We start from the raw sequence: 16,991 nt of genomic DNA on the forward strand, positions 1-16,991 counted from the left end.
ACTATGTCATCTCCCCCATGTCCGATATCGCTTCCCAGTCAGCGTTGGAAAGCTGATTCGACAATCCAATGTAATTCAACCGTCCGCCCAGACGGCCCAGCAGCGCCTGCATGATCGGGTGGCGATGAAAATCGGTTCGCGTGGTCAGCCCGTGAAGGACGAAGGTGGCCACGTCTGCTCGGTCTCGCAGCCCGAGGTCGTACGCGGCGACCAGCAAGCCGTCGACGCTGTTCGCGGGCGCTACCGAGAGTCCCGCCGAGCCAGGGAGCGTGCGATAGAGCTCCCGGCAACGATTGATCGGGCCGATGCGCTGTATGGCCCGCCACTGCTCGGCGCTAGGCTTCAGGCCACCGAGCCGGCGCCTCTCTCCATGTGGATCGAGAGCGCGCAGCTGCAGCTCGGTATCGAGATAGACCCAGCGATCGATGGGCCCCAGCAGCACCGAGAGCTGCCAGCGCTCGAGAATGCGCGGCAGGTGCTCCAGCACCCGGGGATCGTAGAAGCGCAGCAGGGCTGGCTTCCCTTCCGGCGTCATCTGCTTGAGCTGGCGGCCGAGATAGGTGGCAACACTGGTGCTGGCATGGTGAGAAATCAGCCAGCCGCAGAGCGGCACTGGGCCGAGCAGGCCAGCACCACGCTCGGCGCGCTGGTGATCGAGTTGCGACTCCAGCGCCGCGACGCGATGTTGATCTATCCGTTCGAGATAGAGACGCTGGGCCGGGGTCTGGGCCAGGAGCGGGTGGCGAATCAGCGTCGCCCGCCGGCGAGCCTCGCCGCTCAGCGTCCAGTCTGGCGACTCCGAAGGGTCCACCAGGCGGTAAAGCCGCCCCTCCCTGGCGGCATCATTGGCCTCGGCAATCCACGCCGGGTCGCTCACGCTGCGCACCGCTAGCCTTCCACGCTACCGTCACCGCTGCTTGCCGCAGCCTGGCTCTTGCTGGCACAGAGCACATCTTCGCCTTCCGGCAACTCCGGAAAATCGCCCTCCAGGCTCGCCGGCCCCCCAAAACTCTTCGTCGCGCCCTTGACGGTGACCTTGCCGGGGGCGTGCAGCTCGATATCGCCGCCCTTGATGCGCACATAGGCGCCGCCGCTGACCAGCAGAATCTCCTTGGCGGCGGCCAGGTCGACTTTCTGATCGCTGGAGGTAACGCTGAGGTCGCGGCGGGCGGTGGCTTCCAGGTTGTCCGACTGCGCCTGGATATCCACCTTGCCCCGCGCGGCAAACAGCTTGATCCCGGCCTTCTGCACGAACAGCGAGAGCTTCTCGGAGATCGAGGCGACCAGGCTCTTACCGGTGGCGACATTGACGTCTTCGCCGCTGGAGACGCTCAGCGAGCGGCCCTGGGCCAGGTGGGTCGATTCCGGCGTGCTCATCGTGATGCCGGCGGGCGAGGCCATATGCAGCCAGGGCGCTTTCATGCGTGCCGCTTCGCCGCGGCCGCCACTGTCGGTGGCGCCACGGGCGTTGCTCTGATCAGCATCCGCAAGCTGTTCGCTGTTGCCGTAAGTGTCGTCGGCGTCTTCGCCCGCCTGCTTGAGGTGCTCGCGGGCCTCGAGGGCGTCGGCGTTGTGGTCCGCCGCACTCTGGCTGAGGCTGTCGCTGAGCTGGTAGGCGCTGTCGAGCTGCTGTTTGGCCGGGGTGAGGTCGAGCTGGTCGCCGCTAGCGCCGAGCTGGCCCCAACTGGTGAGGTAGAGCCCCTGATTGGCACGGATGGCGCCATAGGCGTCGGTGCGCAGCTCGAACCCGGTGCCGCGGAAGGCGCCACGGGTGTTGCCGGCCTGGTGGATCAGGTAGCCGAGGTTGAGCTGGCTCTTCTCCGCTTCGGAGTTGAGGCGAACGCGCTCCTGGTCGGTGGCGTCATCGAAGACAAGTTCGTTGTACTTGCTGCCGCGGTAGGTCTTGCTCTTGAAGCCGGAAAGCAGGCCGTGGCTGTGCCAGTCGGGGGTCTGCTCGCCGTTGTAGACCCGGCCGGTGATCAGCGGGCGGTCGGCATCGCCTTCGAGGAAGTCGACCAGCACTTCCTGGCCGATACGCGGCACGAACACCCCGCCCCAGCCGGCGCCGGCGTTGGGCTGGGAGACCCGCAGCCAGACGCTGGAGTTTTCATCGTTTTGCCCTTGGCGGTCCCAGTGGAACTGGACGCGCACGCGGTTGAGGTGGTCGGTGTGGATCTCCTCGTTGGCCGGGCCGACCACGGTGGCGGTCTGGGGCCCGCCGATCACCGGGCGATGGTGGGTCAGCGGATGGCGGTAGGGCTGGCTGCGGCGTTGGGCCTCGAGATCGACCAGAAAGTGGCCGGTGCCGCCGGTGGCATAATCCGACAGGCGCTCGCCGGTGGGATCTGCGGTATCCGCTTCGAGACCGTGCGCTTTCTTGGCAGCGTCGAGCTGCGGCTGCAGGCTGCCCGGCAGCGCCTGAAGCTGGGCCGAGACCGGCAGCGCGTTTTCGGCGTGCACGGTCACCCCGAGCAGCAGGAACTGCCGCTCTTCTTCGCCACCGGTGTCGTGCAGCGGGTGCTGGGTGAGTTCGAACCAGCGCCCGGCCTGGAGCTGGCGCGCGCCGCCGCTGCCGCGGAAGCGCTTGGCGCGGGATTCGTGCGATTCGAGGCGGTTCTCGGTCAGGCGCTCGCCGCGCTCGTAGCCGTGGTAGTAGTACTCGCCGGCGTAGTCGTAGAGCTCGGTTTGCGGCAGGTTGCCCTGATCGCTCAAGGTATCCAGCCCGGTGCGCTTGGTCAGCGACGGCTGCTTGTAGTCGAAGGTACCCACGCTGACCCGGGTGGGCTGCTGAGCGCGCACGCCGCCCCACTGGGTGAGGGCATCCTCGCGCTCGGTGGCTGCCTGACGGTGGAAGCGGATCGCCTGGGGGCTTACCGCCTGGGTGGTGTCGACGTCGTCGGTGATGACCAGCCGATGGCCGTCGAATTCATCGTCTTCGCCCGCGAACTCGGCGTAATAGAAGAGCCCCTCCTCTTCCATGAGCCGGCTGACGAAGTTCAGATCGCTCTCGCGATACTGCACGCAGTAGCTGCGGGCGGGATAGTCACGACGCAGATCGAAGCGGTAGCGGCCCTTGGCCAGTTCATGACCGTCGAACACGTCGGTGAGGACATCGACGACACTGCGATCCTGGAAGATCCGGCTGTCGCGACCCAGCTCGAGCATGGCGAGCCACGGCACCAGGGTGAGCTGGTAGTAGGTGACGCCGCCATCTTCGCCCAACAGCGCGGCCTCGGAGACCAGCCCGTGCAGCGGGCGATAGCTGCCGTCGGCCTGCAGGATCGAGAGCCGCGCCGGCTGCGCCATCAGCGTCTTGAGCTCGATATCGCCCTGCTGGGAGATGCAGTCGAGGGTGTAGGTGAAGGGCGCGCTGACCCGCTCCTCGCCCACCAGCCGATGGGGAATGAACGACGTTCCGGCCAGTTCGAGCGTCAGCAGCCGCTGGGACTGCGACAGGTCGATATCGAAGGTGTCGAGTAAGCTATCCAGTGTCGTCTCTGCCATCTTGACCTCTCCGCCATCACACCACCCGCTGCTTGTACCGCCACGGTGTCGATGGCTAAATTAACGCTCGTTGATGAGCCCGCTTGGCCGGACTCGACCTCTCACACTTGCCAGGAAGCCCGGATCGATGAAAGGCATCGTTGTACTCGGTGACGCCACCAGCCACGGTGGCAAAGTCATTACCGCACAGAGCAACTATCTGATCGACGGCAAACCGGTTGCCTGTCTCGGCGACAAGGTCACCTGCCCGAAAGATGGTCACGGCAGCACCAATGCCATCGTCGAGGGTCATCCAACCATGAAGATCAACGGCAAGCCGGTTGCCCTGCATGGCCACAAGACCGCCTGCGGCGCCTCGCTGATCTCGTCACACAACGGTGACAGCGGTCACGAATGATCTTCGTCCTGCGCGGTTTCGGCCGCGCAGGATCGCAAGCTCCATACCGTTGAGCGGGTCTCGTCTTCCACGCGGATCACGACCGCGCTGTCCAGCGGCGAGAGCGGTGCCATCGCCAGTACCAGCGCCATCGCCGTCACCGCCTCGCCGGGCCAGCCACAGAACTGATCGACCCCCGCGCCGTCGTCGATCATGTCGATCTCCGGCCAGCGCTCGATCAATGCACTGCCGATCTCCACTGCCCTGCCGGGCAGCCCCATGGCATCGATGACGACCCGTGCCGGGGCAGTGCTCACGCCGTCGACAGGCGTATCCGCCCCCTCGGTCTCGTCAGCGTCCGAGGCCGCGTCAGACGCAGGCCAGGCGTCCTTCAACAGCGCGAGCAGCGCCTGGCGCTTGGCATGATCACGTTGAGCCGACCGGGCGGGATGATCGCGGACGCTACCGGTGTCGACTCGCCAACCGGTATCGAAGCCGGCATCTTCAGGCAGCAGCCGCTGGATCAGCAGCGCCGCGACGCCTTCTCCCACGTAAAGTCCCGGGCTGTTCGAGGAGCGACCCAGGACCCGACGATGCTGCAACGCGGCGACGTCCGTCTCGTTGAGCAGAGAGTCCGCACTGATCCACAGGACATAGGGCATGCCGCCGTCATCGCCAACGCCCACCAGGGTATGCGGGTCGCCGCCTCGCGTGGCGTGATGTATCTCGCCCAGTGCCGAGGCGTATTGTGTCTCGACGATGGCGGCCCGCAGACGCTCGACGACGATGGCGGTCGCTTCGGGGGAGCGCAGTGGCGCCGTCAGCACCACATCGAAGGCGGCTTCTTCCGGTAGCGCCTCGAGCATCATCAGCGCCTCGATCACGATCGTCTGTATCAGCTCATGAAGCCGCAATGCCTTGGTTTCCAGCCGGCCCAGCCGAGGCTCCTGGATAGGCGTGACATCGGCGACCCGGTGCACCAGCAGGCGAAAGCCGTCCGGACCATGGAGCGAGGGAGACAGCGCTGGCGATTGTGCGGCGGGCACCGCGCCGGCACCCACGAAGCCGGATGCGGTCAACGCCACGCCGTCGAGGAGCCGCAGTCTGTCGACGCGATAGTCGCTCCGGGCAGAGCTGACCTCTTCAACCGGTTCCGGAGACTGCTGGCGCTGGTGGAGCAGATCGAAAATCGAGGCTCGAGACATGGTCAATAGTCATCATCCTTGGGCTGCGTACCCAGGGTGTCGCGGATGTTGTCGATGACGCCGTTGTCCTTGATCACGTCCTTGAGCCACTCTTCGAGCGGCATGCGGCCCCACTTCACCGCCCGTTCGATCAGGTAAGGCACCGGACTGTGCGGCTCGCGCTCCTTGAAGTAGCGGGCGACGCCGTTGAGCATCTCGAAAGCCTCGTCACGACTGTTGGGCTTGGTGCGCAGCTGGCCGGCAGGCTCGGTGGCAGGCGGGGTAAAACTGGGCTCGACGCGCCCCGGGGCCTCGGCTTCCGCTTCGGCGATGGCTGCGGCCTCCTCCTCGACCGCGACACCGGCACCCCGGTCCCGAAGCAGCTTCTCGGTCAGGTCGCGGCACTGGACCAGCACTTTCTCGAGCGAGGAGAAACTCGGGGCATCACGGCCGAAGCGCTCGTCACTTATCTGATCCAGTTGCGACAGCGACACCAGCGAGGCGGCGATCGAGGTGTGGCGCTCCTGCAGAAACTCGGTGCTGCTGAGCACCACCGAGCGCTGGAATATCTCATCGTTGATCTTGCCCTCGCCCAGCGCCCGATCCATGGCATCCGGATCATTGCGAGCCTGGTTCTCGACCTGGCGGGATTCGTCGTAGTCCGCGAGGCTGTACCCCTCGCCGGCGACCAGTGGCAACGACCGCACGACATTGACCAGGGTATCGCCGAGCCAGGCCAGGCGGGCCGCGCGCTCGTCGAGATCCTCTTCGTCGAGCTCGGGATAGAGCGTCTCCCAGTAGTCGTTCAGCAGGCGCGCGGTGAGAGTCAGTCCGAAGCGCATGCCGTCGAAGCCTTCGCGATGCACCAGCCCTTCACACAGCCAGGCCGCCAGTTGCAGGTCCTTGCTCTGGGTCTCCAGCGCGGTACTGGCCAGATTGATCACCTGCCCCCAGTCGGACTGCTTGAGTTCGGTCTGCCACTCGCCCTGGGGAAGATAGGTGGGGTCCGCTCGACGCGCTTCCTTGATCTCGTCGAACAGTATCGAAAAGGTCAGGTCTTCCCCACCACCCCCATGGCTACCGCCCTCGATGGGCGCGAGAAGCGCATCGATGGAGAGTTCGCCGAGTTGATCCATATCTTCGACCTCATGATCATTTCGCGTCGCGACGGACGCCGGCATCGTCCAGCCAGCGACGGCATTGGCTCACGCAGAAAGGGCTCGCCCTGCCTGGGTCAACCAACGGCACTCCGGCTGTAGCCGGCCAGCCCTCCCAACGCGCGGGACATTGTCAGGATCAGGCCGACCGGCAACATACCCACCTTCCGCCGCCACGGCCGATGGGTATGTCGTTGAACCGCCCCGTAGGGCGGCAGGACAAGATCAGGCGTAGACCTTGTTGCGCGTGCGATCCCAGCCACCCGCGACATTACCGCCACCCTGGCCGTCGGAACGTTTCTGCTGGGTGTAGGTGATCTTGATCCGCGCGTAGTTGAACTTGACGGTCTCGTACGGCAGATCGTGACGATCTTCGTTATCGCTCTGCTCGAAGCCAGTCGAGGTGGAAGTACCTTCCATCTCGGTGGAAGAGACGATCACTTCCTCGAGCTTGATCTCCATGTAGCGGACCTTGTCGCCACCCGCGCGGTTGACGTGCAGCACTACTTCCTTGATGTGCTGCCCCTTGCAGCAGGATTCGAACAGCTTGGCAGAGGCCTTGTCGACGAACTTCTGAATACGGAATTCGCTCAGATTGACGCGTTCTGCAGAAGCGCCACCGGAAGAGCTAGCCGTTGCAGAAGTCGCCTGACTAGCACCAAAGTCGAAGCTCTTCAGTTCGATCCAATCCGGGTGCTTGTCGTCCAGACTTTCACCGGGGATGCCATCGATTTTGAGATATGCGTCAAAAGCCATTTTGCTAAGTTCTCCTAGTTTTTCACCTACAGGAAGACACCCTCATGCATAAGATCGGCCTAGGCCCATTCTCACGAGCGGCATCTCTTTGCCAATCTATCGCCCTGCGCCATGAAGACGAAAGATATCCATGATCGAATCAACCGACTGTTTTTAATGATGAATTATTCCAAATCGGACCGACCCTGCCGTTTTACGACAGGATTTTCCGTCATCTAAAAGCCCTAATCTGTAGGAAATCGACGACATCATTAACATCCAATTTCCTACATGATCGAGATGTTTCCAAATGACGCTGGCCGATGCAATTCCTCACAAAATGTCGATTAACCCAGATTATATAGGGCCTTCTTAAACTTTAAAGGCAATGAACACATTTAAATACATTTGATTCAATTCGTTACAATAAAGCATCCGCGATTGACGGCAATATCGCTCACTCCTGCTTCCTGACCTCGATCTCGACCCGCCGATTGGGCGCCAGGCAGTCGATGAGCTGCGCACGCGGCTGACTGCGGTCACAGGTCACCAGCGGACGCTCGCTCCCCGCCCCTTTGGCTTCGATCAGCCCCGCAGGGACCCCTTTGCCGATCAGGTACTGACGGATCGTCATGGCGCGCTGCAGCGAGAGCTGCTGGTTGGCCCGCTCGTTGCCGATCGGGTCAGCGTGGCCGGTGATCAGAATCTGCCCCAGGTCCTGCGTGTTGAGCAGCCGCTCGGCCAGCTCGTCCAGCTCCTTCTGGCCCGCGGCCTGCAACCCGGCGTAGTCGCCGCGCCCGAAAGCGAAGAGCGTGTCGGACTCCAGCACGATGGTCTCGGAACTGGTCAACGTCTGCTCCAGCAGGCTGTCGATGTAATTGCGACTGCTGGAGACCAGGAAGGCGTTGGCGGAGATTCGCGGCACATCGCTCTCATGGACCTGTCGACTGTAGAAGTCGAGCTGGCGCCCGGCGTAGCGATAGTCCGCCTGGTCCTCGTCGATCTCGGTACCGGTCCGCTGCTGGATCGCGGGATACCAGAACGCCGGCAATCGGGCCCGCAGCGTGTCCGAATCGATGTCGCCACGATCGATGTCGGACATCATCAGATAGGTGTCCAGGGTGGAGCGGCCGAACTTGGCCAGCGACTCCGCACTGTTGTCACGGGGTCGTGCGTAGGGCGCGACGGTCTCCGGCCCCTCGACGGCGTGCAGTTCGTCGCTGTTGCGACGATAGACATCGATGGTGGTCAGGGTGAACAGGGAGCGCGTCAGGTTCTGCTCCACCGGCTCCAGCATCACCGGCTGCAGTTGATCGAAGTAGCGCTCGCGAATGGCCGGCTCGATTCGATCTCCCTGATAGAGCCCCCAGCCCATGGACCAGGGCACGCCCTCGCCTTGGCGACGCTGATAGTAGTGGCTACCCCACTCTCTGAGCGCATCCAGGCTCGACCATCGCGCATACTGTGACGGATGGCTGTCATCCTGCTCGACGGCGTCGGCGAAGGTTCCCGACATCGCCTCGATCTCGCCGTGGTTGCGCATGGCGGAGGTGATCCATAGCCCGCAGCAGAGGGCGCCGATCAGCCCTGCGACCAGCGTCCAGCGCAGTTTGCGGCGACGGCCTCGGACGTCGCTCGCATAGAGTCCGGCAAGATGCTGGTCGGCGATGATGACCTTGCGAAACAGGTTGGCGATGAAGAACGGATGCTGGGTCTGCTCGCCGGTCAGCGCTTCGGGCCGGGCCAGGGAAAAATGGCGGCCGACACGCCCGGCGTGCTCGCCCTCGATGACATCTCCCCCTTGCAGCGCGCTGACGAAATAGAAGCCGCGCAGCAAGGGCGCACTCTGGTAAGGATTGGCGTTGGTCAGCGCTTCGACGAATCGGGCCAGCGGTTCGCGCAGGGCGGCCAGTTCGAGGGGGAACCGAAACGCGGCGACGTCCCGCCGCGTATCGACGATGTCCCGCTGGACGATCTCATCGTCTCCCATCCGCTGCCAGTGGCGGCAGAGACCCTCCAGGGCGGCGTCGAACTGCTGGCTCCAGTTCACGTCGCTGGGCTGCTGGTGCGGGAACGTATGCCCCAGCACGTCACTCTGGCGCTGCGGGTCGAGACGTTCGAAGAACGTCGTGAACCCTTCGATCAGATCGCACTTGGTGAACACCAGATAGATCGGCAAGCGCGCTTCCAGATGCTCCCGCGCCTCCTGAATCCGCTCTCGCAGGCGCCGAGCCAGATTGTTGCGCTGGGCGTCGCTGACCTGGACGACGTCGCTGATATTGACCGCGACGATCAGGCCGTTGAGCGGGCAGCGCCGCCGATGCTGCTTCAGCAGCGACAGGAACCCTTTCCATTTGCCGGCCTCCTCTTCGCTGTTCATGTACCGGCCCGCGGTATCCAGCAGGATGGCGTCGGAACTGAAGAACCAGTCGCAGTGACGGGTCCCGCCCATACCGGCGACACGCGCGTTTTCCCGTTCGGCGAAGGGAAAGTTGAGACCGGACTGATAGACCATGGTGCTCTTGCCGGCCGCGGGCTGGCCGACGATCATGTACCACGGCAGCGCATAGAGCGCGTCCTTGCCGTTCCTGCCCTTCCCACGACCGCTTTTCTTCAGACGCTCGATGGTCTTGAGCAGCCGCTCCCGCAGCAGGCTGATCTCTTCCCGATCCTGCGGACTGGCATCCAGCACGGCGGCATCGGCATCCTCCATCAGCAGGTGTTCCAGATTGCGCTTCTGGCCCACGCCGCGGTAGAGCAGCAGCACGTAGATCGCCGATACCAGCAGGAACAGGACGATCCCCGCCAGCAGGCTGGCCAGGGACGAGAAACCGAATGCCACGCCCAGCCGCCAGACCAGGAAGATGGCAGCGAAGAACAGCAGCCCGAGGATATAGGGCTGATACTTGAAGAAGGCGTATTTCAGATAGGCGAGTTTCATACGTTTCATTAGCACATCTGCTCAATCTAGCTCGCTCACGGCGCCTGGTGGCCGCGTGGAAAACGAGTCATGAAATCGGCCAGGTTCAGCCGGGTGTCCGGCAGCGGCAAGGTCCCCGGGTGTGGTTCGTCGTAGGCGAACGGCGCCAGCACGTCAATGCACAGGCGCCGATCATCGGGGTTCGAGAGCACTTCGAAAAACGCCTCCGCGCTATGCCAGGCAGGCATCAGCAGCAGGCGCGGGCGCATGAAGTCATCGATCAGCAGACTCATGACCGGTGCCCCTCCCCGGCAGGCGCTGCCCAGCCACTGCTGCCACAGATCCGCCACCGGGCGTTTCAGTCCGCGCTCGGCAGGCAGCGGCAACAGCACCGCCAGCGTGCTGCCCGCTTCCCAGCTCTCCAGCGCGTAGTGCAGACGATGCAGGCAAGCACCGGCGATGAATTCCGGCCACCCCCACTCCAGCGCCTGAGCGATGTCGTCGAAGCTGTAATCCTGCAGGAATCGCTCGTGGATACGCTGATAGAGCGCCAGGTCCTGGTCGTTCCAGAGCCGCATCTCCTTGATCGCGACGGCCGGGTCGATCGGCGTCTGACCGTGCACCGAGTCGGTCAGGATCTGTCGCGCCTGGCCGGCGAAGATCTCGCCCAGCGTATGCAGGAACGGCAGCACCGATGGCCGCCCTTCCCCTTTCAACAGCTGAAAGATGAAAAACGGATAACGGCGCCCGGAAGCATCGGCGGAGCTGATCATCGCGCCCATCACATCGCTGCTGTTGCGCGCGTGATAGTGAAAGAAGCAGACCGGCAGCGCATCGAAGCGATGCATCCAGTCCTCGTGATCCAGAAATCGAACCAGCGCGCTCTGCAGCCACTGATCGAGCTCCTGGATCACCGTGCCGGCGGCGTTCACCCCCACGAAATCGGCTTTCGAGGGAATCTTGCCAAAGCAGCCGATCATGCAGACCCCTTTCTCATCGCCTGTGCCACTCCTTCACCACCCTGTCGTCAACGGCCCATTGATGGAATGTTCAGAGACTTGATCCGCTTTAGATCCGATATCTGCACGCCACCGAAGTTACGGACGTCGAAGCTCACGGTTCCCATGTAGGTTCGCCAGCTGAAGCGCTGACGGGCGCTGTCGATCGGGGTGATATGGGCGCTCTCGATCATGCGCAGGAATCCCCACCGGTTGGGGTAATCGAAGACGGTGTGACGCTGACCGTTTCGATTGATGATATCCATGCGCGCACCGAAGGATTCGCCATCGCCCGGCCAGGTCAGCCGCTCCCAGGACTGGGTATTGTTGCGGTAGTGCAGCCGCTGACCATCGAGCGTCAGGATGATATCGGTCAGCCCCGCCGTCGGGTTCATCTGTAGCTCGAAGCCGTTGCGCAGATCCGAGAGGCTGTCGATGACCCGGCCCAGCGCCGTCGCGTCGTCGATACTGGAGAGCATGCGCGGATCGACCATCGGCGAGCGCTGCCCACTGCCCGAGCCGGCGAGATCGCCGATCTCGTTCTGGCGGAACTGGGAAAGTGCGCCCTGGTCCGGGTCGATGAAATACTCCAGGTCCCGCACAGAAGCTTCATTGACCGAGTCGCTGACCGGATACCGGCCGGCCACCATTTGATCCCAGGGCGTGACGATCTTGTCGTCCCAGGCGGCGTTGAGCTGATTCCTGGCAGGTTCGTTGAGCGCGGCCCAGGTGTCTTCGACCGGCACCCGGAACAGTGGCTCCAGCGCCTGCACCAGCGGCGACCGCGAGGTATCGACCCGGGAGGCCACGAAGTTGCGCAGCCCGTTGATCTCGGTAGGCTGCCCCGAGAGCGTGGCCATGATCAGTGACTTGCTGCTACGGCCCACGTCTTGGGCGCTGCGGACGTTGTCGACCCGGACCTTGAGCTGACGCAGGTCGAGCAGGTACTGGTTGAGAACGGAGTTGTCGCTTCCCGTCGCCTCGTCCGCCGAGAGCATTCGCGTCACCGGCTGGAAGTGGCGCGCCAGCGCGCCATCGTTGATTCGTGGCAACGTCGCCAGATCCACCGCCGGTCCATTGCCGCCACTGCCATCGAAGACGCTCATCACGCGTCCCCAGAAACTCTGGTCTTGGGCCTTGCCGGCGGCCTGCCCTTCTTCGTCGGTCGCCTTGGGGTCATCCCAGCCGGTGTTGGCCTTGACCGCCTCCAGCACCTGTCGCAGCGGCGACCCCTGCAGGTCGCTCAATGCGGCCAGCCGGTCACTGGCCTGATCGAGCGTATCGAAGCGAGAGACATGGGTGTTGCCGAGAAAGCGTTCCCAGGCGATGGCGTAATCGCGCTTGTAGCGCGCCATCAACTGGCTGACGAAACGCGCCTTGGACTGGACGGCATCGTCGACGTCCTCGTCATCGAGAACCCAGTCGGACTCGCGCTGCAGGTCGCCGGAGACGGTCTGAATGATCGCCGGGCGAAGGTACTCGTCCCAGACCTGACGGGTATAGAAAGCGGGTACCGCGCGACTGGAGTAGAACAGCCGACCGGACATCTCCGGCGCCATCCTGGACAGCGTCAGCGGATCGTAGCGCTCCTCGACGTCGAGCTGATAGCGCAGGTACTCGCGGTCCACCAGGCTGCTGTCGATCAGGAAGGCATTGAGACGCTCACGACTGTCGGCGACCAGGCTCTCATCGCGCTCGAGCGCCGGTGCCGTCCCTTGCTGCAGGTAGTGCACGTAGAGCGCGGCATTGTCCATGATGCTCTCGCGGGAGCGTGACAGCCCGCGGCGACGCGCCGTCTCCTGCCACAGCCGCGGCAGGGCCGACGCCACGAAGTCGCCCTGGTCCTGGTGTGCCGCCGGATCGGTCAGAATCAGGTAGAGCTTGAGCGAGGAGTAGCTCTCGATCAGCTGCTCGACGTCCTCCTGGCTCAACCGGGTCAGCATCTCCTCGGACAGCGAGGGCCCTCGTTCGCCGGACAGCGCCAGCGTCGACTCGTCGCCATCGCCGTCACCCACGGCGCTCCCCAGCGTGCTGGTGCGTTCACGCAACCCTTCTTCGAGTTCGGTCTCCGCATTGCTGCGCGCGGAGTACCAGGCATCCCTGGCGCTGTCCGTGGTTCGCGAGCGCAGTTCGCCGCGGGCCCGACTACCCAGTTCCGAGGCGCTGGTCGGCACGCTGCCCAGCGTGGGCCGCGAGGTGGAGCGTTCCCGCATCCGATCCATGGCGTCGCGACCGATCGCCTGGCCACGCTCTTCCATCGCGCCGGCATCCTGCCCGGTATCGGCCTGCGGCTCGACCTCGGCGCCAGTGGTATCGATGTCACCACCCGGCGTATCGAAACTGTCCAGAGAGCGCAGCTGCCGGGTCAGTCTCCACGCCAGCGGCTGGAGGACATCCTCGCGCAGCAGATCCGACCAGGCCTGTTTCAACGGTTCTCGCAGGGCTTCACCCTGATAGAGCCCCAGGTCCAGCTTGAGGGGCACACCGTTCTCTCGATGCCGCTCGATGGCGGCCAACTGCTGCTCCAGGTCGCCAAGCAGCTCGCGGCGTTCATGGGGCTTCAGGCGGCCGGTGCTGTTGCCGGCCATGATCTCGTCCAGACGGTGCTGGATATGATCGACCCACAGCTTGTTGTTGTAGGCCGACCAGCCCTGAGCGGCGATGGCGGCAACGCCCAGCGCGCCCAGGGCGCCGATCATGAATGTCGGCAGGGTGCGCCGCTCGCCCCGTTGCGAGTAGTAGAGACTCAGGTTGCGGTCGGGGAAGACCACCTCGCGAAAGGTATCGGTGATGAAGTAGCTCTTCTCTCCGCCACGCGATGCAGTTGTGTCGGTCTCGCCCGGCGCCAGCGCGAACTCGGCGCGGGTCTGGTCGTCCAGCAACGCGGGCAGCGCGGGCCCGGTCTGCAAGGCGCTGGTGAAATAGAGGCCTCGCAATACCGGCGCCTGCTCGCCCTGCTGCGGAATGTCGAACTGCTCGAGGAAGTCGCTCAGGACGCCCAGCAGCTCGGCGAAGTAGTCGGGGAAGCGCAGCAGTTCGCTGTCTGCCTCGGTGCCCTCTTCGATCACTCGCCGGTCGACGCGTTGACGTAGTGTCGCCACCAACTTCGGGAAGCGCCGCTGGAAAGCGCTGATCACACCCTCGCGACGCAGCTCCTCCAGAGAGAAGGTCAGGCCCCAAGGACGCTGGCGTTCGGTGGCGTCCAGCGCCTCGAAGGTGCGGGTGAAGCCGGGCAACAGGTCCGTCTTGCTGAAGAAGAGGTAGACGGGGGGATTGATCCCCAGGCAACGACGATACTCCACCACCCGACTCACCAGCTGCTCGGCAAGGGCATGAGCCTCCTGCCGCGACTGCTCGAGCAGCTCGGGCAGGCTGACGACCAGCACCAGCCCGTTGATCGCCGGCTTGCGACGCTGCTTGCGCAGGGTCTTGAGGAAGTCGGCGAACTCGCTGGCCGGCCGATCCTCGACCAGGTAGCGCCCGGCGGTATCGACCATCACCGCCTCGCGACTGAAGTACCAGTCGCAGTGCTGTGTCCCGCTGACCGCGGAGAGATTGCTGCCACCGGCCATGGTCGCCGCCAGCGACGAACGGGTCAGCAGAGAGGTCTTGCCCGAGGCTGCCATGCCGATCACCAGATACCACGGCAGTTCGTAGAGCGACGCCTTGCCGCCATCCACCGAACGCGCGGCGCGCTGCATCGCCATGGCGTGCTTGAGGCGGTCGCTGAGGATCTGGTAGTCGCCGGATTCGCTTTCGGCCGCTTCGCGATGCACCTCGAGCTCGACCAGGTTCTCGATACTGCGCTCGGCGCGGATGCGATGATATTGACGCATGACCACGACCAGCAGCCACACTGCGGTCACCAGCGCCATGGCAATGAAGATGAGCTCGCGCTCTTGCGTCAGCAGCGGCAGGATCAGTACGCAAAGTGCCAGCCCCATCAGCAGCAGCACGATGGAGAGCGGCCAGAAGCCTTTCAGCGAGCGCAGGAATCGAAGAAAACGCATCGTCAGACTCGCTCGTCAGCGGGTGGAATTGAAAAGCTGCCGAATCTGCTCGATCAGCGAATCGGTCTCGCTGCCCAGCCACCAGCGCAGTCCGCCGTAGACGATCAGGCAGACCAGCACGATCCCCAGCAGATAGACCCACAACGGGATCTCGTAGCGCAACAGCTGGCCAACCTGATCCGGCAGCTTCCAGCTTTCGTTGCGCTCGTCGCTCTGCTGTCGATAACGGGCGATGTCCTGCCCCAGCGTGTTGGCGATGTAACGCAGCTGGTCCCGGTTCTCCAGGCTGTACTTGCCTTCGAAACCGAGCGCGAGACAGAGGTGGTAGACCTCGAGCACGTCCAGGTTGGCGCGCACGTCGCTGCGCAGACTGTCGAGACGGTCATAGAAGCCTTCGCCAGCGAGATGCACACCGAAGTAGCGGTACTGGAACGGGTGCAGCTCGACATGCTCGCGAATGTTGCCCACCCCGCCCTTGAGCACGCTCTCGTCGAGGAAGGCGCAGAGTGCGTACTGGGCGTCCTTCACCGCATCGGCGCTGTAATTCTCGGCCCGGGCCTTCTCCTCGAATTCGCGCAACCACTGATCGACACGTTCGAGAAAGCGCTCGACGCTTTCGGCCTGCTGACCGCGGCGCACCATCAGGACCATGGAGATGAAGTCGCGCGACAGTGTCTTGAGCGTTTGGGGCTCGGCGATCTCGGAGGGATGAGCAAGGGCTTCGGTCATTTCATTACCGCCATCAGTTCAATGCTGAGATTCTTGAATCCGCTGGGGACGTAAAAGGCGATCGCCTGGGCGTCCATCATCCGTTCGTAAACGGCGCCATGGGGTTCGAGCGCGAAATAGTGGTTGTCCAGCCGCACCGGGATCGCGCTGGGCATGCGGGAGGCGTGCGTCAAGGTACCGCCCGGCATCGCGGTGTTGACCACCACCTCGATATCCTCCGGCGATCCGACCTTGAAGGCGCGAGGCACCAGTTCGAGGATCTGCGCGCCGGGCATGTCGGCGTGGACGCTGATATAGAAGTCGGCGTTCTTGAGCCGAGCGTCATTGAGCCGCCCGACATAGTAGGAAGGTCGCGTCTGCTCGAGAGGGATCGGAATGTACTGGTTGGGCACCACGATCTCGAGCAACTCCCGCACCACGCTTTCCAGCCCCAGCAAGGCCGGCGCCGGATCACGATGATCGTAGTCCGGGATGTCCCCCAGCTTGTGGGACATGGAGAACGTCATCAGGCTGGCGGCGAATTCGGCCAGAAAGCGATAGAGCGTTTCGGGATGCAACCGCGGATGCGCCAGCAGGTGGGCCAGCTGCGGGTAGGCACGATTGATGGTGTAAAGCAGCCAGAACAGGGTGACATCACTGGAGCCGAACTCCGCCACCTGGTCGGCACGCTCGCGGCGACGGCCGGAGAGCGCCTCGCTTCGCGCCTGCAGCATGCCGATCAGGCGATTGGCGATATCGAAAGGCAGCGCGACGGAATCGATATGCAGTGCCGGCGGCATGAAGCGTTCGCTTTCGAGATTGAAGCCACCGGCGGCGTTGCGCTTGAGCAGCGCGATCGGACAGTGGGTGAAACCATCCAGGCTGTCCCCTTCCATCAACAGGGTGGCGTTGAGCTCGAGCGTGCCCAGCTCGTTCTCCAGCGAGCCCTCGTTAAGATCGGGCCGCGTCTCGAAGCGCTGGACATAACGGCGCCCGCCGTGGCGCGGGGCGTCCTGGTCGAGATAACTTGGCGACCACGGTTCGAGCGTGCGCAATGCAGCGAATATCCTGACCTCTCCATTGCGCGCCAGCTCGTCGAGACTTCGCCCTGGCGGAAGCGGATCGTGCTGAGGCGCATCAAGCAAGGTACCGTCGGGAAAGACCAGCTTGAGGCGGCTCAACCGCAGTGTGCCCTGCTCGAGCGCACCCTCGTCGAAGGCGATCTCCTGCACCCCCCACTGGAATGGGTGCTGGACCTGGCGCGACTCGGCCTGCTGGCGCTGATGGAATTCGTCCTGGTACTGAAAATGCTGGGGCAGAAGGAACATCCCTTCCGACCACATGATGCGGTTGTGTTTGCTCACGTCCCTGTCCCGTGCCTCTGAATACTGACGCCCGC

At 63.8% G+C, this 16,991-nt stretch carries 11 protein-coding genes; 1 reads left to right on the top strand and 10 read right to left on the bottom strand.

What is annotated here, in order from left to right:
• Window position 1: 1 nt before the first annotated feature.
• Both DOM45_RS03930 and DOM45_RS03935 read right to left on the bottom strand, forming a co-directional pair.
• Window positions 2-877: a DUF4123 domain-containing protein gene (locus DOM45_RS03930; RefSeq protein WP_157958203.1), complete on the bottom strand. Its 876-nt coding sequence runs from the start codon at window positions 875-877 to the stop codon at window positions 2-4.
• A gap of 11 nt (window positions 878-888) precedes the next feature.
• Complete coding sequence (locus DOM45_RS03935) at window positions 889-3,504, bottom strand: type VI secretion system Vgr family protein (RefSeq protein ID WP_110598231.1); 2,616 nt, start codon at window positions 3,502-3,504, stop codon at window positions 889-891.
• A gap of 127 nt (window positions 3,505-3,631) precedes the next feature.
• Here DOM45_RS03935 and DOM45_RS03940 point away from each other — a divergent pair, with 127 nt between their 5' ends.
• Complete coding sequence (locus DOM45_RS03940; protein WP_110598232.1) at window positions 3,632-3,901, top strand: PAAR domain-containing protein; 270 nt, start codon at window positions 3,632-3,634, stop codon at window positions 3,899-3,901.
• Here the strand turns inward: DOM45_RS03940 and DOM45_RS03945 are convergent.
• The 8 genes from DOM45_RS03945 to tssK all read right to left on the bottom strand — a co-directional run bounded on the left by DOM45_RS03945 (window position 3,892) and on the right by tssK (window position 16,956).
• Complete coding sequence (locus DOM45_RS03945) at window positions 3,892-5,085, bottom strand: hypothetical protein (RefSeq protein WP_110598233.1); 1,194 nt, start codon at window positions 5,083-5,085, stop codon at window positions 3,892-3,894. The two genes, DOM45_RS03940 and DOM45_RS03945, sit on opposite strands and share 10 nt — an antisense overlap.
• Before the next feature lie 2 nt (window positions 5,086-5,087).
• On the bottom strand, window positions 5,088-6,200 hold the full coding sequence (gene tssA, locus DOM45_RS03950) for a type VI secretion system protein TssA (RefSeq protein WP_110598234.1): 1,113 nt from the start codon (window positions 6,198-6,200) through the stop codon (window positions 5,088-5,090).
• 246 nt (window positions 6,201-6,446) lie between these two features.
• Complete coding sequence (locus DOM45_RS03955) at window positions 6,447-6,977, bottom strand: Hcp family type VI secretion system effector (protein ID WP_110598235.1); 531 nt, start codon at window positions 6,975-6,977, stop codon at window positions 6,447-6,449.
• 436 nt (window positions 6,978-7,413) lie between these two features.
• Entirely contained in the window at window positions 7,414-9,906 is a 2,493-nt protein-coding gene (gene tssM / locus DOM45_RS03960) for a type VI secretion system membrane subunit TssM (protein ID WP_110598236.1), read from the bottom strand.
• Between the two features lie 26 nt (window positions 9,907-9,932).
• Window positions 9,933-10,856, bottom strand: a complete 924-nt coding sequence (gene tagF, locus DOM45_RS03965) for a type VI secretion system-associated protein TagF (RefSeq protein ID WP_110598237.1) — start codon at window positions 10,854-10,856, stop codon at window positions 9,933-9,935.
• 47 nt (window positions 10,857-10,903) lie between these two features.
• Window positions 10,904-14,884: a type VI secretion protein IcmF/TssM N-terminal domain-containing protein gene (locus tag DOM45_RS03970; protein ID WP_110598238.1), complete on the bottom strand. Its 3,981-nt coding sequence runs from the start codon at window positions 14,882-14,884 to the stop codon at window positions 10,904-10,906.
• 15 nt (window positions 14,885-14,899) lie between these two features.
• Window positions 14,900-15,613 (bottom strand): type IVB secretion system protein IcmH/DotU, encoded by a 714-nt coding sequence (gene icmH / locus DOM45_RS03975; protein WP_110598239.1) that lies wholly within the window; start codon window positions 15,611-15,613, stop codon window positions 14,900-14,902.
• Window positions 15,610-16,956 carry a type VI secretion system baseplate subunit TssK gene (tssK, locus tag DOM45_RS03980; RefSeq protein ID WP_110598240.1) on the bottom strand — a complete coding sequence of 449 codons (1,347 nt, stop codon included), beginning with the start codon at window positions 16,954-16,956 and terminating at the stop codon, window positions 15,610-15,612. The genes icmH and tssK overlap by 4 nt, the downstream gene beginning before the upstream one ends.
• Window positions 16,957-16,991: the final 35 nt, after the last annotated feature.

Origin of the sequence: Salinicola lusitanus (assembly GCF_003206045.1) — a bacterium.
Lineage (GTDB): Bacteria > Pseudomonadota > Gammaproteobacteria > Pseudomonadales > Halomonadaceae > Salinicola > Salinicola lusitanus.

What these genes read in the sequence shown, in the direction of transcription:
- DOM45_RS03955 (WP_110598235.1), bottom strand. Translation starts at nt 6,977, where the DNA reads ATGGCTTTTGACGCATATCTCAAAATCGATGGCATCCCCGGTGAAAGT.
- DOM45_RS03940 (WP_110598232.1), top strand. Translation starts at nt 3,632, where the DNA reads ATGAAAGGCATCGTTGTACTCGGTGACGCCACCAGCCACGGTGGCAAA.
- DOM45_RS03945 (WP_110598233.1), bottom strand. Translation starts at nt 5,085, where the DNA reads ATGTCTCGAGCCTCGATTTTCGATCTGCTCCACCAGCGCCAGCAGTCT.
- icmH (WP_110598239.1), bottom strand. Translation starts at nt 15,613, where the DNA reads ATGACCGAAGCCCTTGCTCATCCCTCCGAGATCGCCGAGCCCCAAACG.
- tagF (WP_110598237.1), bottom strand. Translation starts at nt 10,856, where the DNA reads ATGATCGGCTGCTTTGGCAAGATTCCCTCGAAAGCCGATTTCGTGGGG.
- tssA (WP_110598234.1), bottom strand. Translation starts at nt 6,200, where the DNA reads ATGGATCAACTCGGCGAACTCTCCATCGATGCGCTTCTCGCGCCCATC.
- tssM (WP_110598236.1), bottom strand. Translation starts at nt 9,906, where the DNA reads ATGAAACGTATGAAACTCGCCTATCTGAAATACGCCTTCTTCAAGTAT.
- DOM45_RS03970 (WP_110598238.1), bottom strand. Translation starts at nt 14,884, where the DNA reads ATGCGTTTTCTTCGATTCCTGCGCTCGCTGAAAGGCTTCTGGCCGCTC.
- DOM45_RS03935 (WP_110598231.1), bottom strand. Translation starts at nt 3,504, where the DNA reads ATGGCAGAGACGACACTGGATAGCTTACTCGACACCTTCGATATCGAC.